Source organism: Kitasatospora sp. NPDC048239 (assembly GCF_043202015.1).
In the GTDB taxonomy this organism is placed as follows: Bacteria; Actinomycetota; Actinomycetes; order Streptomycetales; family Streptomycetaceae; genus Kitasatospora.
Genome location: NZ_JBICZP010000003.1, coordinates 13,425 through 34,404, shown reverse-complemented (window position 1 = coordinate 34,404; position 20,980 = coordinate 13,425). Strand labels below are relative to the sequence as shown.

Sequence of the window (20,980 nt, the reverse complement as noted above, 5' to 3'; positions counted from 1 at the left end):
GCCCCCGGCGGGCCGTGCTTCGGCGGACCGCGGCTCAGCGGAGTTGGCGGAGGCCAACGAGCACCTCTTCCAGGAGGGTTGCGGGCAGGCGTTCGGCCTGCGGTACGGGCGGGAGCACCTGGAGGGCGCCGAGGTCCCAGAGGTCGCCGACCAGCACCTTGACGACGCCGAGCGGCAGTCCGAGGTGGGCGGCGACCTCCGCGATCGACAGCAGGCTGCGGCAGAGGTCGAGGATGCGCTGGTGCTCGCGGTTGAGCAGGGCCTCCTCGGGCAGTTCGGGCCGGTCGGGCAGCGCGCTGACGAGGCTCTCGACGGCGAGCGCGGCCCGGGTGGGGCGGCTGCGGCCACCGGTGATCACATAGGGCCGGACCGGCCCGCTCACCGTTGGCCCCCCGCCGCGTCGACCCGCGGCGGGCTGGTGAGATGGGCGCCGATCCGCTCGACCAGGACCTGCATCTGGTAGGCGACCAGGCCGGCGTCGACGGCCTCGCCGGTCACCACGGCCAGGTGGGCCCCGGCCCCGGCGGCGACGATGAAGAGGTAGCCGCCGCCGTACTCGATGATGATCTGGCGGGTGGCGCTGCCGCGGCCGCCGAAGCCCTGGGCGACGCCGCGGGCCAGCGACTGCAGTCCGGAGCAGGCGGCGGCGAGCCGTTCGGCGTCGTCGCGCACGATGCCCGGGGTGCGGCCGATCTCCAGGCCGTCGTTGGACACCACGACGGCGTGCTGGACCTCGGGGACGGAGACGATGTCGGCGAGCAGCCAGCCGAGATCAGGGGTGGTGGTCATGGAACTCTCCGGAGCGCTGGGGAAGCTGGGGGGAAGCGGGGAAGAAGGGATCGGTGTGGGCCTGGGCCCGGGCGGCCGACCGGCCGCTGGCGGTGCCGGCCTGGAAGTTCGCCATGAACGCCTGGGCCTGCGGGGCCGACCGGTACGGCGGGGCGGGCGGGGGCTCGGCGGCGGTTCCGCGGGCGGGGCGGGCGGCGGGGTCGCGCCGGTGGCTCCGCCGGGGCAGCGGCGGTGGTGCGGTGGGGGCGGTCGCGGGGGAGCCGCCGGTCGGCGGGACCTCCAGGAGCGGGTGCGCGGTGGCCGGGGGGTATCCGGCCTCCGGCGGGTACCCGGTCGCGGGGGCGGCCGGGAAGTGCGGCGAGGCCCGGTGGGAGCCGGGCGTGAACGCCAGGTCGTCGGGGCCCAGGCCCGGAACGGTCGGCGGGAGCGGCTCGGTGAGCAGCGCGTTCGGCAGCAGCACCACGACCCGGACCCCGCCGTACGGGGAGGGCGCGGAGCTGAGGGTGACCCGGAAGCCGTACTGCTCGGCGAGCCGGCCGACCGCCGCGAGGCCCAACTGCGGTACCTCGCCGAGGCGGGAGACCTCCAGCGCGGTGCCGCCGGCCAGCGCGGAGGCCGCCTTGGCGACGGCCTGCTCGGGCATGCCGACCCCGCCGTCGTCGATCTCGACGACGACGCCGTTGTGGACGGGCATCAGGGTGACGAACACCTGGGTGCTGGGCGGGGAGTAGCGGGTGGCGTTGTCCAGCAGTTCGGCCACGGCGTGGATCAGCGCCTCGGCGGCGGCGCCGACCACGGCGGTCTCGATCCGGCTGCGGACCACCACCCGCTGGAAGGGCAGGATGCGCGACTGGGCGCCCCGCACCACGTCCTCCAGCGGGACGGGCTCGGGCCAGTGCCGACCGGCCCGGGCGCCGCAGAGCACGGCCAGGGTCTGGGCGAGACGGGCCTGTTGGGCGGCGGCGTGGTCGGCCTTGAGCAGGCCCTCCAACAGGGCCGGGTCGTCGTGGGTGCGCTCCATCTCGTCCAGCAGGGCCTGCTGGTCGTGCGCCATGACGAGGATCCGGCGGGCCACGCTGAGGAAGGCCCGCTGGGTGGAGGCGTTGAGCTCCTGCTCTTGCTGGACGGCGGCCAGTTCGGTGCCGCGGCGGTTCAGCTCGGTGCCGAGCTGCTCCTGCAGGCGGGCGAGTTCGCGCTGCTGCCGGTCGGCCCGGTGGCGCTGGGTGGCGGCGACCGCGCGGTAGCGGGCGGCGGCCAGCATGGCGAGGGCGGCAAGTACGCCGGTTGCCGTTGCGCACCACTGAGTCATCGTCACGCGGCGAATTCTAGGGTGATGATCCTACGAAGGTGTGAGCGGATCTCGCCAACTGACCGGATCTCGTCAATATCCCGTCAATACGGCGTCAACCAGACATCCTTCGGGCCGACCGGCCCGGGCCGAACGGCCTGCCCCACCTGCCCGACCGGCCACCCCGCCGGGAAGCCGGGAAGCCGGGAGGCCAGGCAGCCGGGCAGCCCGGCCGCGCGGACGGCCGTCAGTGCTGCTCCGCCGACATCCGGTGCAGCAACAGCAGCGCGACATCGTCCGGGCGCGAGCGCCGCTCGGTCACGTTGAGGGTGAGCAGGTCGGCGAGCCGCTCCAGCGCGGTCACCGCGCCGACCCGGACCGGACCGGTCTGACGGGCCCACAGTTCCAGGCCGCCGAGCATCCGCTGCACCGACTCGTCGTAGTCCTCCTCGCGGTCCTCGACCAGCCCGTCGGTGTAGACGAGCAGCGTCTCGCCCGGCGCCAGGTGCCCGACCGCCAGCTGGTACGGCTCCCCCGGGTCCACCCCCAGCGGCGGACCGCCCGGCAGCTCCAGCTCGACCGCCTTGGCGTCGGCGATCCGCACCGGCGCCGGGTGCCCGGCGCGGGCCGCCTGCAAGGTCCCGTCGGCCGGGTCGAGGGTCAGGTACAGACAGGTCGCGAAGAGCTCGGTGTCCAGCTCGGAGAGCAGCCGGCTGGTCCGGGCCAGGGTGGCGGCCGGGTCGTGGCCGTCCGTGGCGTAGGCCCGCAGACCGCTGCGCAGCTGGCCCATCACCGCGGTGGCCTCGGCGTTGTGCCCCTGGACGTCGCCGATCACCAGGCCGACCCGGCCGTCCGGCAGCCGCAGCAGGTCGTACCAGTCGCCGCCGATCTGCATGCCCTCGGTGCTGGGCAGGTAGCGGGCGGCGCTGGCGAGCCCGGGCAGCCGGGGCAGGGTGCGCGGCAGCATCGCCCGCTGCAGCTCGGTGGCCCGGTGGTGGTGCGTGTCGTAGAGCCGGGCGCGCTCCAGGGACTGCGCGAGGATGCCGGCGAAGGCCGAGTACAGGGTGCGGTCCTCGCGGCTGAAGGCCCGCTCGGTGGCGAAGGTGATCAGGCAGGACCCGACCTGCCGGCCGGAGGCGACCAGCGGCAGGACGGCCCAGGCGGCCGGGGTGAGCGGCCCGGTCCCGTCGGCGCGCCCGTCGGCGTTGCCTTCTGCCTGGCCGTCGGCTTGCCCGTCGGCGTTCCCGTAGACGCGCCCGGCGGCGGGCCGGGGCTCGCTGAACAGCGGGGTCGAGCGGGTCAGCGCGTGCTGCATGACCCCCTCAGAGAGGTCGGCCAGCCTGGTCAGCTCGGTGCGGCGCGGGCCGCCGTAGACGGTGTGCGAGACGGGCAGCAGCCGGCCCTCGTCCACCAGGTCGAGCACGATGCTGGCGGCGCCGAGCGCGGGCCGGGCGACATCGGTGACGGCCGTGGTGACGTCCCGGACGGTGACCGCCCGGGACAGCGACCGGGTGAGGGCGAGCAGCAGCGCCGAGCGGGCCCCGGCGGCGCCGGCGCCACCCGGCTCGGCCGCGGGCGGCGGGTGCTCCTCGGGGGCGCGGACCCGGTCCAGGTCGGCCAGCAGGCCGGCGATCCGGACCGGCCGGCCGTGCACGTCGAGCATCACCTCGCCGGTCTCCTCGATCCGGATCACCCCGCCGCCGCGGCGGGGCACCCGGTAGAGCAGCCGGTAGGGGCCGCCGGTGGCGAGCGCCTCGGCCAGGGCGGCCTGGACGTCGGGCAGGTCCTCGGGGTGGACCAGCCGGTCCAGCTCGGGCGCGGTGCCGGGCCCGCCCTCCGGGGCCGGCCGGCCGACCACCCGGTAGGCCTGGGCGTCCCAGTAGCTCTCGCCGGTGACCAGGTCGCGCTCGAAGGCGCCGTGCCCGGCGGAACGGACGGCGAGCGAGAGCATCGGGTGGGCGAGCCCGGCGGTCCGGTCGGCGTCGGGCGCGCCCACCCGGACCGTGCGGCTCGTGCCCGGCTCCGCGCCGACGTGGTCGAGCAGATGGGCGAGCCGGTGCGCACAGGCGTCGCCGAGGGTCTCCAGGACGTCCAGGTCGCGGCGCGGCACGGTGCCCCGGTGGGCCAGCGCGAGGGCGAGCACGCCGAGCGGCTGCTCGTCGACGATCAGCGGCAGGGTGATGATGGCGACCATGCCGGTGCCCATGCCGGTGTTGCGGTTGGGGTAGTCGACGCTGGTGCGCTCGGGGCTCAGCAGATAGGGGCGGCGCAGTCGCAGGGCCATCGCGGCGGGGAGGTCGCTCGCCGGGTCGACGACGCCGTAGCGCTCATGGGCCCAGTCGGGCAGGCCGTGGGAGGCGGTGAGCCGGAGCATTCCGGCGGAGTCCAGCAGGTAGAACGCGGAGCCCTCGCCAGTGATCCAGTTCGGACCCTCGGCGAGGACGGTGCCGAGGAGTTCGGCGGCGGTGGTGCACCCGAGCAGTAAGCGCACGCAGCGCATCGCCGTGCGCGCGGTGGGGCTGCTGCGCGGGGTCCGGCTCTCGTCCTCGGAGGGGGGGAGCCATGGCGAGGTCAGGTCCATCGGGATACCCGGCCTTTCCGCTCCGAGGGGGTGGGTGTCCTAGCGGGTCCTTAATTCTTAATACCTTATTTCTTATGTCGGTGAATGGTGGCCCAGGCGGCGTACCAGCACCAGGGTCCGGTCGTCGGCCACGTTCCGGGCGACCGTCCGCACCAGCCGGTCGGCGGCGCCCCGGCCGGAGTGCCGCAGCGCCGCCCCCGGGGCCCGGAGCACCGGCTCGGCGGCGGTCAGCAGCCGGTCGACCCCCTCGTCCAGATCGCGGCCCGGGACCTCCACCACGCCGTCGCTGAACAGCAGCAGCGCGTCCCCGGGGCCGAGGTGTCCGCCGCTCGCGGGGTAGGGCACGTCGGCCAGCAGGCCGAGCGCCGGGCCGCCCGGGGTCGACACCTGCCAGCTGCCGCCGCCGGCCCCGCGGTACTGCGCGGGCGGCGGGTGGCCGGCGTTGAACAGCCGGTAGCGGCCGGTCGCCGGGTGCAGGGCGAGGTGGACGGCGGTGGCGAAGTCGTCCTCCCAGCCCATCCGGATCAGGTGGTCGTTGGCGGCGGGCAGGAACTCCTCCGGCGGGACCCTTCCGAGCAGCATCGCGAAGGCGCCGGAGAGGTGGGTGGAGCGGGCGGCGGCCCGGCTGCCCTTGCCGGAGACGTCCACCAGCAGCAGCTCCAGCAGGTCCTGCTCGGGGCGGTGGGCGCAGAGCAGGAAGTCACCGGAGAAGGAGTTCCCGCCGACCGGTGCGAGCGCGCCGTCGAAGTGCCAGTCGAGCAGGCGGTCGGGCAGTCGGCCCAGGGTCCGGGTGTGCTCGGCGAGCTCCAGCAGCATGGAGTCCCCGCGGGTGCCGCGCAGGCCCAGCCGGTCGCGGAAGCGGTTGGCCGTCAGGACGGTCGCGCCGGTCGCGGCGAGGACGATCGTCACGCCGACCCGCACCCCGTGCGGGTGGTGCACCACCGCGCTCAGCGCACTGCCGGTGAGCGCCGCGCAGACCAGCACCAGCAGCCGGCCCCGCCGCAGCACCAGCCCGCCCACGACCAGCGGCAGCACCATGGAGGACGGCGGCCAGCTCTTCGGCGCCGCGATCGCGAGACCGCTCAGGAGCACGGTCAGGGCGAGCATCGCCAGCAGCGCGTTCCGCTCGGCCGTCCGGTCCCCGTCCAGCAGCCGTCCGCTCCATCGGCCGAGGGCGCCGCCGAGCGGGAACACCCGTGGTCGGCGCGGCCTCGCCTTCGGTGCGGGCACGTCGACCTCCGCCTCGGGGTGGGCGGTCGCGGGTCGTGACCACCTGTGAGCCGGGCCAATCTAACCCGTCTTGCCCGATTGGTGACGATTGACTGTTCGAAACACACCAGAGGTTCCGCCGGTGGCCGGGCGGCGGGTCAGGACCGGGGCCAGCTGCGCAGTCCGCTGGTGAGGACGGTGATCAGCCGGTCCTGGGTGGTGGACAGGTCCTCGGAGAGCTGGAAGGCGCCGCCGATGGACAGCGAGGCGAAGCCGTGGGCGAGCGAGCGGACGGTGCGCGCGGCGTGGATCGCCTCGGAGCCGCCCAGGCCGTACTCGCGCAGCACCGCCACGATCACCCCGACCAGCCGCGCGGCCGCCCGGGTCAGCTCGTCGTCCGGCTGCGGGGCCTGCGGCAGCGCGGAGTAGCGGTGCGGATGCTCGGTGGCGTACCCGTGGTAGGCGCGCAGGACGGCGGCGACGGCGTCGTCCCCGCCCCGGCCGAGGGCCGCCTCGGCGAGGCGGTCGGCCAGCTCCCGGGTGACCCGGACGGCGATCAGCCGGCGCAGCTCGGCGAGGCCGCCGCTGACGTGCTTGTACAGCGAGGGGGTGGCCACGCCGGCCCGGGCGGCCACGGCGGCCAGGGTGAGGGCCTCGGGGCCCTGCTCGTCGATCAGGGCGAGGGCGTGGTCGACGACCTGCTCGGGGGTCAGTCCGACTCGGGGCATGTGCGGTCTCCGTACCGGGGGAGTGGGCTCGGAAGGGGCGTGAGCGGGGGGCGGCTCAGACCAGTTCGGCGAGGAAGGGCAGCAGGGCGTCGGCGGTGGCCTGCGGCTGGTCGGCCATCGGGTAGTGCCCGGCGCCCTCGATCATCACCTTGCGGGCGTGCAGCGCCGCGGCCTGCCGGTCGGCGACCAGCTCCGGCTTGGGGAAGTCGGGGTCCTTGCTGCCCATCACGACCAGCGCCGGGCACTGCACGGCGGCGCTCCAGCCGGTCGGTGCGGAGTCCCCGCGCACGTAGCCGCGGGTGGCGGCCTTGCGGCCCGGGGTGCGCATGGCGGCGACCAGCCCGTCGACGTAGGCGTCGAAGTCGGCCGGCCTGGCGCCGGGGTAGGCCATCTTGCGGTGGTAGAGGCCCCAGAAGGCGGGCGAGTGCACCAACAGCGCGCCCATCACGCCGAAGGCGGCGCGCTGCAGGGCGTTCGGCGGCAGGTTCTCGATGAAGGCGTCCAGCAGGACGATCCCGGCGACCCGCCCGGGGGCGTCCCCGGCGACCTTGACCACGCTGGCACCGCTGTACGAGTTGCCGGCCAGGACGGCGCGCTCGATGCCCAGGTGGTCGAGCAGCGCGATGACGTCGGTGGCGATCGCGGCGGGCGAGTAGTCGTCCCAGGTGATCGAGGACTCGCCGAAGCCGCGCAGGTCCATGGTGATCACCCGGCGGCCTGCGGCGGTGAGCAGCGGGTGCAGGTGCCGGTACGCGGTCCGGCTGTCGAGCATCCCCGGCAGGAGGACGACCGGGGCTCCGTCGCCCTGCACGGTGTCGTCGTACGCCAGCCGGCCGCCGGGAACGTCGAGGAACTGCGTGGTGGGGGTGCTGGAGCCGGTCATCGTGGGCCTCCTCGGTCCGCCGTGCACGTCATCGGCGGGTTCCGCCGATAGCCACAAAGCTAAGGCTAATAGCCTTAGCCGTCAAGCTATCGACCGCGGAGTCTTTCGGGCGCGCCGGGTGCGGCTCCGCCCCGGTCGGCCCCGGGCGGCTCAGACTCCCTCCACCTTGAACGGGTCGTGCTCGCTGAGCAGCTTCTCCAGCCGGGCCTGGTCCACCCGGGTGACGATCTCGTTGGTCTCCTGCCGGTCCCGGATCACCTTGGCCAGGGTGAACGAGGAGGTGACGGTGTAGAGCAGGCCCAGCCCGAGGAAGGCCCGCGTCCAGGCGTCGACCGGGAGGTAGGCGATCCCGATCGCGAGGGCGACGCCGGACAGGGCGAAGGACAGGACGGCCTGGATGTAGTACGCGGACGTGGTGCGCGACTGCACGGGTGCGTTCATGGCGCCAGGATGGCGGCGCCGGGGCGGGCCGCACATGAGTAGAAGTACTCAACCCGGCGTCCGTTCGTTGACGTCTCATCACGTTCGGTAGTGTCAGTTGTGCTCAAGCCTCACAAATCGCCCATCAGGTCACGTACTGCCCGGGCGGTCTCAGGTCGTCCCACCCGGATGGCTTGGAATCAGGGGCTCCTAGGATTAACGTTTGATAACGCAGCGCGGTCGGCAACGCCGTACCCAAACGGCACCGTGCGCCGTCGCCTAATCCCGACGACCCGCCTCCGGGCAGGTCAGGGAGCCGGGGAACCACGTTCCTTGGGGTGAATCGGCCAGGCCCAGGCCCGGCCGTAGGAGACCTTCCTGCTCCGAACCCGTCAGCTAACCCGGTAGGCGCGAAGGAAGGAAAGGAGCGCGCCTCCGTGGCGTCGACGCACTCTCCGGCACACCTGCCCGGCTCCGGCTCGGGCACCCAACTGCTCGACCACCCCTGGCCGCCCGCCCACGGCGGCGGATACGGCGGCCCGGCCGACGAGCAGGCCCCGCAGCCCGCCGACACCAACCGGCACCGGATGCCCCGCCAGACCCGCGGGACCGCGCCGCTGCTCGGCGTCACCGCCGTCGCCGCCACCCTCGGTGCCACCGGCTTCGCCTCCGCCACCCCGGCCGCCGCGCCCGCCATCGAGACCCCGGACGAGGCGCCGGTCGCGCTCTCCGCGGACCCGGGCCTCGCGCTCGCCGCCCGCATCCAGCAGCAGGCCGACAGCCAGCGCACCGCCGCCGACGAGACCGCCCGCCTGCAGGCCGCCAAGGAGGCGGAGGCCAAGCGCGCCGCCCAGCAGGTGGAGGCCAGGCTCGCCGCCGAGGCCGCCGAGAAGGCCAAGCTCGCCGCCGTCAACCTGCCGGTGCGCGACTACAACCTCTCCGCCCACTACGGCCAGAGCGCCTCCTACTGGGCCCACCTGCACACCGGCCTGGACTTCGCCGCCGACACCGGCACCCCGGTGTACGCGGTCGGCCAGGGCACCATCACCTCGGCCGGCTGGTCCGGCTCGTACGGCTACCGGATCGTCGAGACGCTGCCCGACGGCACCGAGATCTGGTACTGCCACCTCTCCTCGATCATCAAGGGCTCCGGCAAGGTCGTCCCCAACCAGCAGATCGGCAAGGTCGGTGCCACCGGCAACGTGACCGGCCCGCACCTGCACCTGGAGGTCCGCCCCGGCGGCGGCGCCCCGGTCGACCCGGAGACCTGGTTCGAGCAGCGCGGCATCACGCCCTGACGCAGGGCCCCAAGCCCTAGGGCCCAAGGTCGAAGGCGCCCCGGTCCACTGCGGACCGGGGCGCCTCGCGCTACCCCTGGGGGCGGCCGCGCTACTCCTGGGGCAGCCGCGCCAGGTAGGCGTCGATCTCCTCCTGCCCCGGCTCCGGCGCCAGCTCCGGGTACTCCGTCACCAGCAGCTGCGCCAGCCCCGGCACCGTCCACTCGCCCGACAGCTCCAGCGCCACCTCGACCGCGGCCTCCTCGAACGCGCCGAAGTCCCCGGCGAGCTCGTCCGGCATCGGGCGGCCCAGTGCGTTCAGCGCCGCCAGGTTGCGGTAGCTGCGCCGCATCAGGCCCTGCTCCAGCAGCCGCCGGGCGCCGTCGGTGGCCATCCCGACCGTCAGCATCCGGGCCTCGCCCCAGCCCTCCTCGTCCAGCTCGTCCAGCCACCCGGCCTCGGCCAGCGCGGCGTAGGCGGCCGACCGCTCCTGCGGCGCCAGCTCCCGGAACGCCTCCAGCCAGGCCCGCACCGCCGCGTCGTCCGCCACGTCCACCCCGGCGGCGTGCAGCAGCAGCGCGTACAGCCGCGGCCAGGTCACCAGGTCGGCCCGGCGCAGCAGACCGGTCGCCACCTCGCCCTGCCACTCGGCCTCGGCGTGCAGCCGCTCCTGCCGCTTGGCGTTCAGCCGCTTCGCCGCCCGCTGGTGGTCGACCAGCAGCCGGACCGCCTCGCCGTACGCCAACGGGTCCTGCTCCGGCGCGGGTTGGACGTACAGGTACAGCCGCTCGACCAGCAGCTGCTCCACCGCGTCCGAGGTCAGCTCCGGCCAGCCGTCGCGCATCCTGCCCTCGCCCAGCTCCAGCAACGCCAACACCGTCCGCAGCGGCTCCTCGCCCACCGGGTCGCGGCCTTCCGCCTCCGCCCAGGCGAGCAGCTCGGCGGCCTTGGTGCGCGGGGCGAGCCGCAGGTCTTCTTCTTCCATGTCACGTACGGTAACCGGTAAGCGCGGGTAGGGTCGGCAGGCATGGTCCCCGTACGACTCACCGGCCCCCGGCTGGCCATTCGCGAGTTCCACCACACCCCGGGCGACACCGACGCCCTGCACGCGGTCTTCGGCGACCCGGAGACCACCCGCTACCTCCCCTTCGAACCCCGGGACCGGGAGAGCTGCGCCGACCAGATCGAGCAGTACCTGGAGGAGGCGCTCAAGGACGAGCGGACGGTCTACCGCCTCGCCGTCACCCCGGCCGGGGCCGAGGGCGAGGAGGGCGACGACGACGCCGCCCCGATCGGGATGGCCGCCCTCACCCTCGGCGACCACCGCTCCGCCCTCCTCGGCTACGCGCTGCGCCGCGACACCTGGGGCAAGGGCTACGCGGGCGAGATCACCGGGCTGCTCTGCGACTTCGCCTTCGGCGCCCTGGCCCTGCACCGGCTGGCCGCCCGGGTCGACGTGGACAACGCCCCCTCCTGCCGGGTGCTCACCCGGGCCGGCTTCCAGCTGGAGGGCCGGATCCGGCACGACCTGTACCTGCGCGGCACCTGGTACGACTCCTACCAGTACTCCCTGCTGGCCGAGGAGTGGACCGGGGCGGAGACCGGGCGGGGGGTTAACCCCACCCACGGTTCGGCGGGGAGCCGGATGTCCGGCGGGAGCGCCTTTTGACAGGCTTCAGGGGTCAGCAGGAAAGCCGTCACGACAGACCCGAGGACCGAGGCCGGCCATGAGCAGCCACAGCACGCAGCGCAGCGAGTACGACCGCCACGACACCGACGCCTCCTTCGCCGACCCGTATGCCGACGACTCGTACGGCACCGACTCGTACTCCGCCGACTCGTACGCCGCCGACGGGGAGCGGGGCGCCGCCCGGGTCCGCCGCACCGAGGAGCCGCCGTACTTCTGGCGGGCCCCCTTCTCCTCCTACACCTACCGGGAGATCGGCTACACCCTCACCGGGCTGCCGGTCGCGATCGCCGGCTTCTCCCTCGCCATCACGCTGTTCGCCCTCGGACTCGGCACCTTCGTCACCATCCTCGGCCTCCCGGTGCTGGCGGGCCTGACCGCGGCCTCCCGCGGCTTCGGCCGGCTGGAGCGGTCGCGGGCGCGCGGCATGCTGGCGCTGGACGTCCCCGGCCCGAAGCCCGTCCGGGTCGTCCGGCCCGGCGCCTGGGGCGGCGTCACCGCGCGCATCGCGGACGCCGCGGGGTGGAAGGCGGCGCTGTACCAGGTGGTGATGTTCCCGTGGGCGGTCTTCAGCTTCGTGGTGTCGCTGGTGTTCCTGCTGCTCGGCTGGGTGCTGACGCTCTACCCGCTGTACCACTGGGTGTACCCGACCTTCGTCGGCTGGCCCGGCCTCCAGCTGTTCGACTACCGCGACAGCGCGGGCGTCGAGCACAAGTACTTCATCGAGGCGCCCGCGCAGATCGCCGGGGTCTCACTGCTCGGCCTGCTGCTCGTCTTCCTCACCCCCGCACTGGTGCGCGGTCTGACCAACGTCAACCGCCTCGCCGTCCAGGGCCTGCTCGGCCGGTAGCCCCCAACTCCTCACCTCCACCCCGCCCGCTGCGGATGCGGGCGGGGCCCGGCCGTGTTCGGATGGCGCAATGGCCGACATCACCGCTCGGGTGCTGGTCACCTCCCGACCGCTGGACGAGTACTGCGGGCTCTTCGGACTCACCCGCGCCCGGCTGGCGGCCCTGCCCGGGCCCCTGCTCGACTGCCCCGGCGGCGCCGCCGGACTCGCCGCCGAGGCCCGCGAACTGGGCTGCCGCGTCATCGCCGCCGACCCGGCGTACGCCTGGCCGGCCCCCGAGCTCGCCGCCCGCGCGCTGGCCGCCCGGGCCGCGATGGCCGCCGCGATGGACACCCGCCCCGAGCTGTACCCCGCGCCGCGCGACCGCCCGTACGAGCGCTACCTGCGCAGCTGGGACCGGGCCCGCCGACTCTTCACCGCCGACTGGGCCGCCCACCCCCAGCAGTACGTGGCCGGCGCGCTGCCGCGGCTGCCGTTCGCCGACGGCACCTTCGCGCTCACCCTCAGCGGGTACCTGGTCTTCGCCTACCCCGAACTGTTCGGGCCCGCCCAGCAGGTGGCCGCGCTGGCCGAACTCGTCCGGGTCACCGCCGCCGACGGCGAGGTGCGGGTCCATCCCCTGCACGACGGCGCCAGCCGCCGCTGCCCCCACCTGGACGCCGTCCGCCACGCCCTCGGCGAGCGCCGGATCGCCAGCGAGATCCACACCTTCCCGCGGCCGGAGGACGGCGGGACCCGCCGGGTCCTGGTCCTGCGGGCGGCCGACCACCGCCGCCGGGCCGCCCTGCCCGGCAGGCCCTAGGAATGCTCCGGCGCCTGCTGCGGCTCCACCGGGTCGGCGACCGGGCCGGGCTGCGGCGGGACGAAGGCGGTGGCCTCCAGCCGGGACAGTATCTTCTCCGCCAGCCAGCTGCGGTCCGAGCCGTACGGGATGCCGTCCGGCGCCACCAGCCGGGCGGCCACCGCGTCCCGCAGCCGCTGGGCCTCGGCGGCCGGCAGCCGGGACAGCAGGCCGCGGGCCGCCAGCAGCGCGTGGTACTGCTCGAACCCGGAGCGCGGGTGCTCGATCGCGTCCAGCACGCTCGCCAGGTCGGCCAGCGCCGGATCGCCCTGCATCAGCGCCAGCGCCTGGATCCGCCGCCCCTCCGAGCCGTCCTCGAACAGCGCCCGCACCTGGTCCGCCGTCAGCGCCGAGCGCCGCGCCGTCGACCGGACCTCGGCCACCACGCTCGCCGGCCCGGTGGCCGCACTCGGCGGCAGCTGCCGGGCCAGGTCGTCGGCGCGGTCCGCGCTGCCGCCCAGCAGGCCCAGGTGCTGCATCGCCCGCACCCGCAGGTCGTCGGCGCCCACCTTGTCGCCCCGGCGGTCGCGGTCCTGCCCGGCGAGGAAGAGGTCCAGGGCCTGATCGGCGTCCGAGAGCACCTGCGGCAGCGCCAGCCGGGTCACCAGCCAGCCGGCCAGGAACCCGAGCACCAGGAAGTACAGGACCAGCGCCGCCGCGAACGGCACCGCCCCCTCCCCGCCGCCCAATGCCGGGGCCAGCGCGGAGCCGAGCTGGTGCAGCCGCTCGCCGAGCGAGCCGAGCTGGGTCAGCCCGACGCCCAGCAGCACCTTGGTCAGCCAGTCCGAGACCTGCTCCAGATTGGTGTTCGGCACGTACGAGCCGTGCGGCGGCTCGCCGCCGGCCGTACCGCGCACCCGCGGCACCCCGAAGAGGAAGCCCAGCGCGCCGCCCAGCACGGCCGAGGCCCCGGACACCACCAGGCCGCCGCCGAGCGCCTGCCAGGCGTTTGCGCGCCCCAGCGAGAACAGCAGCAGCCCGAGCACCCCCACCCCGAGCAGCGCGCCCGCCGCAGTGCGCTGCGCCGTGCGCACCGCCGCCGCCCCACCCCGCCGCGTCCCCGCCATCACATACCCCCTGTGCCGGCCCCGCTCCGCTCCGGAGCCGGAGCCGCAGCCGACTCTAGCGCCGCAGTACGAGGACGGGAACGCGCGCACGACGGCGGCCGGAGGCACCACAGGGCACGCGGAACGCAGACGGCCCGTGTGCTGCTTCCTCGCGCCGGGGCCCTGTGCGGGGCCGGGGCGCCGAGGCACCGGGGATGTTCCGGTGAGCACACGGGCCGGGTGACTGCTGTGGATTTCGCCTGCCGGAGGCCTAGGGCCCTAGGACCTCGCCCTACTACGCAGGCAGGGGCGGCTCTAGCGAGCAGCCACCTCACACATCCTGATGGAACTCAACTCAGGATCACCTCCTTTCAGTGTGCGGCCACTGTAGGCACCGCACCCGAAGGAGGGCAACGGATTATTCGCGGTTGCCGATCCGGCCGGTCCGGACGGCTCAGGCGGTCTGGAGCTGCTGCTTGAACTTGGCGAAGTCGATCACGTTGTCGGCGGCCGGGACCTTGATGGCGACCGGCTTGTCGTAGTCGGTGAAGTCGAGCTGGCCGCCGTCCTTGCCGGAGGCCTTCTCGATCCGCACCGGGTAGAACCTGCCCTCGGTGGCGATGTGGATGGTCGACTGCTCACCGTCGTCGTTGGTGACCTTGAGGCTGAAGGTCTTGGCGCCGTTGACGGTGCCCGCCGAGCCCTTCTCGGCCTTGCTCTTGGTGCCGTCGTCCTCGGTGATCTTCTTGCTGAGCTCGGCGAGGTTGCAGACCGTGGTCAGGCTCTTCATCTGGGGGTCGTTCTCGAAGCCGGTCAGGTAGCGCCCCTTGAACAGCTCGGCGGCCTGCTCGCCCTTCGGGCCGCCGAAGGCCTTCCAGAACTCCTTGTCCGGCTTCAGGTAGGTGGCCTTGCCGTCGCTGATGATCTCGAACGAGCCCATGCCGGGCATGCCCATCGAGCCGGTGCACTGGCCCTTGGTGTCGAGCGACAGGTCGATCGTGGTCTTGCCGTCCTCGCCGGCCATGGTGCCGGCGATCTTGACGGCGCTCGCACCGGCCAGCGCGTCCTTGGCCTGCTTCTCGATCTCCTGGGCGCTCAGCTTGTCGGTGTCGAGCTTCGGCCCGGAGGCGGCCGAGTCCTTGTCGCCTCCGCAGGCGGCCGTGCCCACTGCCAGGAGCAGACAGATCGCGGCGGTACTGGCAAGGCGCTTCGAGAGCATGGGGAGCTTCCTAACTCGGTGCGGCTGAACACACCCGTCCGGGTGACTTTCTCCCGAGTATGGTTTACGCGCGATTTACCAGATCTTGAAACTCGGCCCTGTTACAGCTTCGTGCCACGACCGTGCCCTGACCGCGTTCGGGCACGCAAAAGGCCCGGAGGACGAATCCTCCGGGCCTTTCGGCTACAAAGTAGCGGGGACAGGATTTGAACCTGCGACCTCTGGGTTATGAGCCCAGCGAGCTACCGAGCTGCTCCACCCCGCGTCGGTAAACACAACAGTACGGGGAAGTCGCCCGGATGGGAAATCGGTTCTTCACCGACCCCGCGCCGGGCTCCCCGCCGGAAGCGGTTCGTGGTCGAACGGTCCAGGTTCAGGGCCGCGCGCGGCGTGTCGCGCGCCGGGCGGTCCGGGTCCTGGCCCAGGCGGCGAAGCAGACCAGGGCGGCGAAGCAGGGCACCATCAGGACCGCGTAGACCAGCAGGAAGCCGTGGGTGCCGAGATCCGCGGCGGCGTTCCAGGTGCCGTGCAGGGCCATCGCCAGCAGCAGCCCGCCCGGTGCGGCCAGCCGGGCCAGCCAGCGGCGGCCGGTGGTGAGGGTGACGGCCAGGCCCAGCCCGGTCAGCGCGGTGAACAGCGGATGGGCGAAGGGCGAGAGCAGCCCGCGCAGGACGAAGGTCTGCACGGTGCTGTCGAAGTCCCGCAGGCTGGGCGACTCGCCGAGGCCGATGCTGTCCAGCCGCTGCTGCTGGTCGTCGGTGAAGGCGCGGCCCAGGTAGAGGGCGTTCTCGGTGAAGGCGAAGCCGCAGGCGGTGATCCCGCCGAGGACGACCCCGGCGGCCAGGGTGCGCGGCCGGGAGCGGGCGCGCGGGTGGGCGGGGGTCGGCGGGTAGGGGCGCAGGTACGGCAGCGGGCGCAGGTACGGGCGCAGCCCCAGCCCGTGGCGGGCGTGCAGGGCGGCGAGCCGGCGGGCGTACGCGCGGGGGTGCGGGCGGTGGGTGCCGGGCAGCCGGCGCAGGACGGCCGCGCAGGGGCGGTCGGTGCGGTGGCCGTGGCATCGGATCCGTTGCCCGAGCGGCAGCAGCAGGACCAGCAGGGCCGCGCCCTTGGCGCTCTCCTCGATCACCGGGGTGACGATGTCGGCGCCCAGCATCTCGCCGAGGCTGCCCTGGTGGGCGGTCAGATAGGTACTGGTCCAGCCGTTGGCCAGGATCGCCGCCGTGGTCGCGGCGAAGGCGCCCCAGCCGAGGCAGAACACGGTGTGCCGCAGCGGCACCCGGGCGGTCTGGTTGAGCCAGGCCAGGCCGCCGAGCACGAAGGGCAGCGGGACCATCGCCAGGCCGAGGCCCACCAGCAGCCCGGTGGTGCCGGTCTGGCGGCGCACCAGGTGGAGGATCAGCACCCCGCAGCCCGCCAGGGTCAGCACGGCGGTGGCGGTGACCGAGGAGAGTGCCACCGAGCGCGGTGGGCGCGCCAGCCGCAGCAGCCACGGCAGTACGGGTGCCCGGGTCGAACCGGTCGAACCGGTCGAACCGGTCGAACCGGTAGGCCCGGCCGACCCGAGCGGAACGGCTGCGGGGAGGCCCGGCGCCGCGACGGCGGGCCAGGGCACGAGCCGGTGCGCCCGGCGCCTCCGGGGCCCCGGAATCGGCCGGGTGCCGGCGGTGCGCGTGGGCATCTCCTGGTCGTCGGCGGCCACGGCGGCGCGGTACCCGCCGCCGGACGGGCTGCTCACCCGGCACAGGGTAGGCCACCACACGGGCCCGTCGGGAGGTATCGGGACGATCCGTCCCACCCGCCCCGGGCCCGCCGCTCACCGCACGGCCGCCGGATCGAACGCCCGGAGCGGGCTCAGCGGCGACGGAACAGCAGGTCGTGGACCACATGCCCCTTGGCGATGCCGGCCCGCTCGAACTTGGTGACCGGACGCCACTCGGGCCGGGGCGCGTACCCGGGGATGCTGCCGTCCGGGTGGTCCGCCGGCTCCAGCCAGCCGGTGCCGTCACCCTCCGGGTGCAGGTTCTCCAGCTCGGGGGAGGCGGAGAGCACCTCCAGCATCTGCTCGGCGTACGGTTCCCAGTCGGTGGCGCAGTGCACCAGGGCGCCGGGGGCGAGCCGGGGCAGCACCAGCTCCAGGAAGGACGGCTGGACCAGTCGGCGCTTGTGGTGCTTGGGCTTGGGCCACGGGTCGGCGAAGTAGACCCGCAGACCGGCCAGCGAGGCGTCGGAGAGCATGTCGCGCAGCAGGATCACGGCGTCGCCGGCGGCCGGCCGGACGTTGCGCGAGCCGTCGCGCTCCAGCATGCCGAGCAGGTTGCCGTGGCCGGGGGTGTGGACGTCGGCGGCCAGGATGCCCATGGCCGGGTCGGCGGCGGCCATCGCGGCGGTGGTCTCGCCCATCCCGAAGCCGATCTCCAGGGTCACCGGGAGGCCCTCGAAGAGCTCGCCCAGGTCGAGCGGGCTGCCGTCGATTGCTATGCCGTACCGCTCCCAGCCCCGGTCCAGCGCGCCGGCCTGGGCGTTTGTCATCCGGCCCCGGCGCGGTTGGAAGCTGCGGATGCGCCGCTCGCTGTGCTGGGCCTCGGTGGCCCGGTGCGGGTACATCGGCGCGGGGTACCCGGCCGGTGCGGCGGAGAGCCGGGCGGAGGGCGAGGGCTGGGGGATCGGGGCAGTGGCAGTCACAATCAACCGAGTCTACGGGGCCGCGTTCCCCACCCCGCCGCTCAGCCGCCCGCCTCCAGAGCGGCCAGTGCGCGCCGGGCCACCTCGCGCCCGATCGGCAGCGAGGCGGTCGCCGCCGGGGACGGGGCGTTCAGCACGTGGACCAGGCGGCGGGTCGAGCGCGGCGCGTCCGGGTCGAAGCCGGCGAAGGCGAAGTCGTCCAGCAGCGTGCCGTCCCGGGCGACCGCCTGGGCCCGCACCCCGGCGGTGGCCGGGACGAGGTCCGCGGCCGTGACGGCCGGCAGCAGCCGCTGTACGGCGGTGGTGAAGGCCCGCTTGGACAGCGAGCGGTGCAGCTCGCCGATCTCGTACCGCCAGTGCCGGCGGGCGATCCGCCAGGTGCCGGGGAAGGCGATCGTCCCGGCCAGCTCGCGCGGGTGGACGGTGCGCCAGTCGTAGCCCTCGCGGGCGAGGGCCGGCACCGCGTTGGGGCCGACGTGCACATCGCCGTGGATGCCCCGGGTGAGGTGGACGCCGAGGAACGGGAAGGCCGGGTCGGGCACCGGGTAGACCAGTCCGCGCACCAGCTCCCGGCGCTCCTTGGCGAGCTCGTAGTACTCGCCGCGGAACGGCACGATCCGTACGCCGGGGTCGTCCCCGGCCAGCCGGGCGATCCGGTCGCTGTGCAGACCCGCGCAGTTCACCAGCACCTGGCAGCGCAGCTCGCCGGCCGAGGTCTGCACCGTCACCCCGTCCGCCCGGCGGGCGACCGCCCGCAGCTCGGTACCGGGCCGCAGCTCCGCGCCGGCCTCCCGGGCGAGCCGGGCGTAGGCGGTGGCGACGGCGGGGAAGTCGCAGATGCCGGTGGTGCCGACGTGCAGCCCGGCGATACCGGTGACCTCCGGCTCGTGCTCGGCGATGCCCCTCCGGTCCAGCTCGGTGACGGGGATGCCGTTCTCCCGGCCGCGTTCGGCGAGCGCCCGCAGCCGGGGCAGCTCGGCGCGGTCGGTGGCCACGATCAGCTTGCCGGTCACCTCGTACGGGAGGTCGTGGGTGCGGCAGAAGCCGACCATCTCGGCGGCGCCCGCGCGGGCGTACCCGGCCTTGAGCGAGCCCGGCCGGTAGTAGACGCCGCTGTGGATGACCCCGCTGTTGCGGCCGGTCTGGTGGGCGGCGAAACCGGCCTCCTTCTCCAGTACCGCCAGCCGCAGCCCCGGCCGGGCCCTGGTCAGCGCGTACGCCGTGGAGAGCCCGACGATCCCGCCGCCCACCACCAGCACGTCGAAGTCGTACGCCACCGCTCGCTCCCCAGGTCCGCCCGGTACCGCCACGCCGCCGATGCTGCCACGGCGGGCGGTGCCGGTCGAGGGGGCCTGCGCCCGGCGCGGCCGGGCGCCGGGGAGCCGCCCTCCGATCCGTCAGGACCGACCGGAGGGCGCCGGGTCGCCGTCCTGCCGCTCCCAGATCCAGCGCGCGTCCCGGCCGCTCTCCAGCAGGGGGATCAGCCGGAACGCGGCGTCGGTCAGACCGCCGAAGGTGTGCCGGCCGGCCGAGCCGCTCGGGGCGTGACCGGGCGCGTAGCCGGCCAGGTTCCAGGTGTAGACGGGGACGGCTCCGGGCACGGCGTCGAGTGCGCCGCCGCCCCGGCCGACCGGTCCGGTCTGCTCGTCGGTGATGACGACCACCCGGTCGTGGTTCCGGTAGTGGGCCCGCACGGCCTCGCCGGTGGCGGTGCCGCCGAGGTTGCCGAAGCGGCCCAGCACACGCAGCACGGCCTCGCCGCGGGCCACCTCGACGACCCGGCTGGTGGTGCCGAACTCGACCAGGTCCGCCTGGGCGGCCCGGATCTTCAGCGCGGTGCCGAAGATCGCCGCCGAGTCGGCCCGGTTGAGCCTGGTCCGCTCGCTCGGGCGGTCGAACATCGAGCCCGAGCGGTCCACCAGGATCAGCGTCCGGCCGGGCAGCGCGGGCACGTTGGCGAGCGAGTGGCCGAGCGCCGTCTCCAACGCCTGAGCCCAGCGCAGCGACGGGACGTGCCGGTACGCGGCGAGGTAGCGGAAGGGGAACTGGCGGGCGCGGTGCACCTCGTCCTTGTCGCAGATCCGCCGGGCGACCTCGGCCGCGACCTCGTCCGAGACCCCGGCCTGGTCGAAGTTGCGCAGGTTGCGCAGCAGCGCCATCGAACCCATCGACGGGATGACCGCCTCCCAGACGGCCGCGTCCAGCGGGCCCTGCAGCCAGCCGGCCAGCGCCTCCCAGGTCAGGCCGGCGGCGGCCAGCCGCTCGGCGCCGTCCTCGGCCGTCACCGCCGCCCGGCGCTCGGCCACCGGCAGCGCGAGCAGCTCGCGGTTGGCGGTCAGCAGCCGGTCGGCGGCGGGCGGGACGGCCTCGTCCGGCCGGTGCCGGCGGTCCAGCGCGTAGCCGAACAGCGCGCCCTGCCACGGCTTGGCCGGATCGGGCGCGGGGTGGGTCAGCTCCAGGACGTCGCCGAAGCGGTAGTCCCTGCCGGCGGTGTCGTACTTGAGCAGGGACCGGCCGTTGTAGAGCCGGCGCACGGCGTCCGCGACACCGCGCTTGAGCGGCTTCGGCAGCGCGCGGCCGTAGCGGGACGTCCAGTAGGCGAGCAGCTCGCCGGGCTCGTCGGCGCGCTGCAGCACGGCGTCGACGACCTGCCGGGAGTAGCCGGGTGCCCCCGCGTCCAGCCGGGCCCGGGTGAACTCGGCGGCACCGACCAGCGGGGCCGTCCGCAGCTGCGCGCCGTGGCGCAGCCAGCGCAGCAGTCCGAGGGTCCACGCCGGGTCGGTGACGGCGAGTTCGCGCACCAGGGCGGTGTAGCGGTCGTCGCGGTCGCCGCCCTTCTCGTAGAAGGTGTCCTGCCCGACGAGGTTGGCGACGGCCAGGAGGAAGAGCTCGGACTTCGCGTCCCGGAGGTGGCCGGTGCCGCCGTTGTGGTTGACCGTGCGCTGCCCGCTGGTGGTCACGGGCGAGCTCGGACCGGGCTTTGCCGTACGGATGTTGAAACGCGACATGGTGGAGCCCCCCTGCTGGCTGGTGGAACGGGAGGGAGGCATGGCGAAACAGGGGTGCCCGAGATCGGGCCGGCCCGGCGGCCGGCATCGGCGGGGGTGAATATGCCTTGTGCTCTATCCGGATTGAGCTAACGGCCGCGCACGGCACGCCCGGGATTTGAACCCGGAACCGCAAGATCCGAAGTAACCCCCGCCTTCGCACCGGGCACCCCGGCGCTCTGCCTCCCGAGATCGACGTGGCGGCGGTGTCGGTTCTCGCTTCCACGCGCCCCGCTGGGGGCACTCCACGGAGTAACCGCTGCCATCGCACCGGAAGGTGCGGAATTCTATTCAGGTATTGGTGTCCAGAGATCGAGGACGGCTGAGGTGACGTGTGCTGCTCTACCAGCTGAGCTACACCGGCCCGAAAGCCGGCGGCGGGATTCGAACCCGCGACCCGCCCATTAACAGTGGAAGTAACCTCTGCCTGCGC

At 74.3% G+C, this 20,980-nt stretch carries 19 protein-coding genes, 2 tRNA genes and 1 riboswitch; of the genes, 4 read left to right on the top strand and 17 right to left on the bottom strand.

Annotated elements, in window-relative coordinates; genetic code table 11:
* Positions 1 to 34: 34 nt before the first annotated feature.
* The 8 genes from ACGFZP_RS07920 to ACGFZP_RS07885 form a co-directional block, all read right to left on the bottom strand.
* Complete coding sequence (locus tag ACGFZP_RS07920; RefSeq protein WP_392929747.1) at positions 35 to 382, bottom strand: DUF742 domain-containing protein; 348 nt, start codon at positions 380 to 382, stop codon at positions 35 to 37.
* Positions 379 to 789 (bottom strand): roadblock/LC7 domain-containing protein, encoded by a 411-nt coding sequence (locus tag ACGFZP_RS07915; protein ID WP_392929745.1) that lies wholly within the window; start codon positions 787 to 789, stop codon positions 379 to 381. Before ACGFZP_RS07915 ends, ACGFZP_RS07920 begins: the two co-directional genes overlap by 4 nt.
* Positions 773 to 2,098, bottom strand: coding sequence for a sensor histidine kinase (locus ACGFZP_RS07910; protein ID WP_392930994.1), 1,326 nt, complete (start codon positions 2,096 to 2,098; stop codon positions 773 to 775). The genes ACGFZP_RS07915 and ACGFZP_RS07910 overlap by 17 nt, the downstream gene beginning before the upstream one ends.
* Before the next feature lie 226 nt (positions 2,099 to 2,324).
* Positions 2,325 to 4,658 carry a SpoIIE family protein phosphatase gene (locus ACGFZP_RS07905; RefSeq protein WP_392929743.1) on the bottom strand — a complete coding sequence of 778 codons (2,334 nt, stop codon included), beginning with the start codon at positions 4,656 to 4,658 and terminating at the stop codon, positions 2,325 to 2,327.
* Between the two features lie 72 nt (positions 4,659 to 4,730).
* Positions 4,731 to 5,888 (bottom strand): SpoIIE family protein phosphatase, encoded by a 1,158-nt coding sequence (locus ACGFZP_RS07900; RefSeq protein WP_392929741.1) that lies wholly within the window; start codon positions 5,886 to 5,888, stop codon positions 4,731 to 4,733.
* Positions 5,889 to 6,025: 137 nt separating this feature from the next.
* Positions 6,026 to 6,595: a TetR/AcrR family transcriptional regulator gene (locus ACGFZP_RS07895; RefSeq protein WP_392929739.1), complete on the bottom strand. Its 570-nt coding sequence runs from the start codon at positions 6,593 to 6,595 to the stop codon at positions 6,026 to 6,028.
* Between the two features lie 55 nt (positions 6,596 to 6,650).
* Entirely contained in the window at positions 6,651 to 7,478 is an 828-nt protein-coding gene (locus tag ACGFZP_RS07890) for an alpha/beta fold hydrolase (RefSeq protein ID WP_392929738.1), read from the bottom strand.
* Between the two features lie 150 nt (positions 7,479 to 7,628).
* Positions 7,629 to 7,919 (bottom strand): YiaA/YiaB family inner membrane protein, encoded by a 291-nt coding sequence (locus ACGFZP_RS07885; RefSeq protein ID WP_387940794.1) that lies wholly within the window; start codon positions 7,917 to 7,919, stop codon positions 7,629 to 7,631.
* A gap of 245 nt (positions 7,920 to 8,164) precedes the next feature.
* Positions 8,165 to 8,323, top strand: a riboswitch (cyclic di-AMP (ydaO/yuaA leader).
* A 12-nt stretch (positions 8,324 to 8,335) separates the two neighbouring features.
* On the opposite strand from ACGFZP_RS07885, the gene ACGFZP_RS07880 reads away from it, so the two are divergent.
* A complete protein-coding gene (locus ACGFZP_RS07880) occupies positions 8,336 to 9,196 on the top strand; it encodes a M23 family metallopeptidase (RefSeq protein ID WP_392929736.1) in 861 nt (286 codons plus the stop codon).
* A 91-nt stretch (positions 9,197 to 9,287) separates the two neighbouring features.
* On the opposite strand, the gene ACGFZP_RS07875 is transcribed toward ACGFZP_RS07880, so the two are convergent.
* Positions 9,288 to 10,160 (bottom strand): hypothetical protein, encoded by an 873-nt coding sequence (locus tag ACGFZP_RS07875; RefSeq protein ID WP_392929734.1) that lies wholly within the window; start codon positions 10,158 to 10,160, stop codon positions 9,288 to 9,290.
* Between the two features lie 42 nt (positions 10,161 to 10,202).
* On the opposite strand from ACGFZP_RS07875, the gene ACGFZP_RS07870 reads away from it, so the two are divergent.
* The 3 genes from ACGFZP_RS07870 to ACGFZP_RS07860 all read left to right on the top strand — a co-directional run bounded on the left by ACGFZP_RS07870 (position 10,203) and on the right by ACGFZP_RS07860 (position 12,514).
* Positions 10,203 to 10,844 carry a GNAT family N-acetyltransferase gene (locus ACGFZP_RS07870; protein WP_392929732.1) on the top strand — a complete coding sequence of 214 codons (642 nt, stop codon included), beginning with the start codon at positions 10,203 to 10,205 and terminating at the stop codon, positions 10,842 to 10,844.
* Positions 10,845 to 10,902: 58 nt separating this feature from the next.
* A complete protein-coding gene (locus ACGFZP_RS07865) occupies positions 10,903 to 11,712 on the top strand; it encodes a sensor domain-containing protein (protein ID WP_392929730.1) in 810 nt (269 codons plus the stop codon).
* Positions 11,713 to 11,782: 70 nt separating this feature from the next.
* A complete protein-coding gene (locus tag ACGFZP_RS07860) occupies positions 11,783 to 12,514 on the top strand; it encodes a hypothetical protein (protein ID WP_392929728.1) in 732 nt (243 codons plus the stop codon).
* Here the strand turns inward: ACGFZP_RS07860 and ACGFZP_RS07855 are convergent.
* The 8 genes from ACGFZP_RS07855 to ACGFZP_RS07820 form a co-directional block, all read right to left on the bottom strand.
* A complete protein-coding gene (locus tag ACGFZP_RS07855; protein WP_392929725.1) occupies positions 12,511 to 13,587 on the bottom strand; it encodes a hypothetical protein in 1,077 nt (358 codons plus the stop codon). The two genes, ACGFZP_RS07860 and ACGFZP_RS07855, sit on opposite strands and share 4 nt — an antisense overlap.
* 466 nt (positions 13,588 to 14,053) lie before the next feature.
* Entirely contained in the window at positions 14,054 to 14,818 is a 765-nt protein-coding gene (locus ACGFZP_RS07850) for a hypothetical protein (RefSeq protein WP_392929723.1), read from the bottom strand.
* 191 nt (positions 14,819 to 15,009) lie between these two features.
* Positions 15,010 to 15,083 (bottom strand) — tRNA-Met (locus ACGFZP_RS07845).
* A 108-nt stretch (positions 15,084 to 15,191) separates the two neighbouring features.
* The gene (locus ACGFZP_RS07840) at positions 15,192 to 16,553 is read right to left on the bottom strand and encodes a PrsW family intramembrane metalloprotease (RefSeq protein WP_392929720.1); all 1,362 of its coding nucleotides are present in this window, start codon (positions 16,551 to 16,553) and stop codon (positions 15,192 to 15,194) included.
* Between the two features lie 116 nt (positions 16,554 to 16,669).
* A complete protein-coding gene (gene trmB, locus ACGFZP_RS07835; RefSeq protein ID WP_392929719.1) occupies positions 16,670 to 17,500 on the bottom strand; it encodes a tRNA (guanosine(46)-N7)-methyltransferase TrmB in 831 nt (276 codons plus the stop codon).
* A 41-nt stretch (positions 17,501 to 17,541) separates the two neighbouring features.
* Positions 17,542 to 18,777 (bottom strand): L-2-hydroxyglutarate oxidase, encoded by a 1,236-nt coding sequence (gene lhgO / locus ACGFZP_RS07830; protein WP_392929717.1) that lies wholly within the window; start codon positions 18,775 to 18,777, stop codon positions 17,542 to 17,544.
* 120 nt (positions 18,778 to 18,897) lie between these two features.
* Positions 18,898 to 20,508, bottom strand: a complete 1,611-nt coding sequence (locus tag ACGFZP_RS07825; protein ID WP_392929714.1) for a TROVE domain-containing protein — start codon at positions 20,506 to 20,508, stop codon at positions 18,898 to 18,900.
* Between the two features lie 408 nt (positions 20,509 to 20,916).
* Positions 20,917 to 20,978: transfer RNA gene (locus ACGFZP_RS07820), tRNA-Ser, on the bottom strand.
* Positions 20,979 to 20,980: the final 2 nt, after the last annotated feature.

Excerpts from the sequence above, each read along its gene's own strand:
- ACGFZP_RS07915 (WP_392929745.1), bottom strand. The coding sequence starts at position 789 with ATGACCACCACCCCTGATCTCGGCTGGCTGCTCGCCGACATCGTCTCC.
- ACGFZP_RS07910 (WP_392930994.1), bottom strand. The coding sequence starts at position 2,098 with ATGACTCAGTGGTGCGCAACGGCAACCGGCGTACTTGCCGCCCTCGCC.
- ACGFZP_RS07905 (WP_392929743.1), bottom strand. The coding sequence starts at position 4,658 with ATGGACCTGACCTCGCCATGGCTCCCCCCCTCCGAGGACGAGAGCCGG.
- ACGFZP_RS07895 (WP_392929739.1), bottom strand. The coding sequence starts at position 6,595 with ATGCCCCGAGTCGGACTGACCCCCGAGCAGGTCGTCGACCACGCCCTC.
- ACGFZP_RS07890 (WP_392929738.1), bottom strand. The coding sequence starts at position 7,478 with ATGACCGGCTCCAGCACCCCCACCACGCAGTTCCTCGACGTTCCCGGC.
- ACGFZP_RS07885 (WP_387940794.1), bottom strand. The coding sequence starts at position 7,919 with ATGAACGCACCCGTGCAGTCGCGCACCACGTCCGCGTACTACATCCAG.
- ACGFZP_RS07875 (WP_392929734.1), bottom strand. The coding sequence starts at position 10,160 with ATGGAAGAAGAAGACCTGCGGCTCGCCCCGCGCACCAAGGCCGCCGAG.
- ACGFZP_RS07870 (WP_392929732.1), top strand. The coding sequence starts at position 10,203 with ATGGTCCCCGTACGACTCACCGGCCCCCGGCTGGCCATTCGCGAGTTC.
- ACGFZP_RS07865 (WP_392929730.1), top strand. The coding sequence starts at position 10,903 with ATGAGCAGCCACAGCACGCAGCGCAGCGAGTACGACCGCCACGACACC.
- ACGFZP_RS07860 (WP_392929728.1), top strand. The coding sequence starts at position 11,783 with ATGGCCGACATCACCGCTCGGGTGCTGGTCACCTCCCGACCGCTGGAC.
- ACGFZP_RS07850 (WP_392929723.1), bottom strand. The coding sequence starts at position 14,818 with ATGCTCTCGAAGCGCCTTGCCAGTACCGCCGCGATCTGTCTGCTCCTG.
- ACGFZP_RS07825 (WP_392929714.1), bottom strand. The coding sequence starts at position 20,508 with ATGTCGCGTTTCAACATCCGTACGGCAAAGCCCGGTCCGAGCTCGCCC.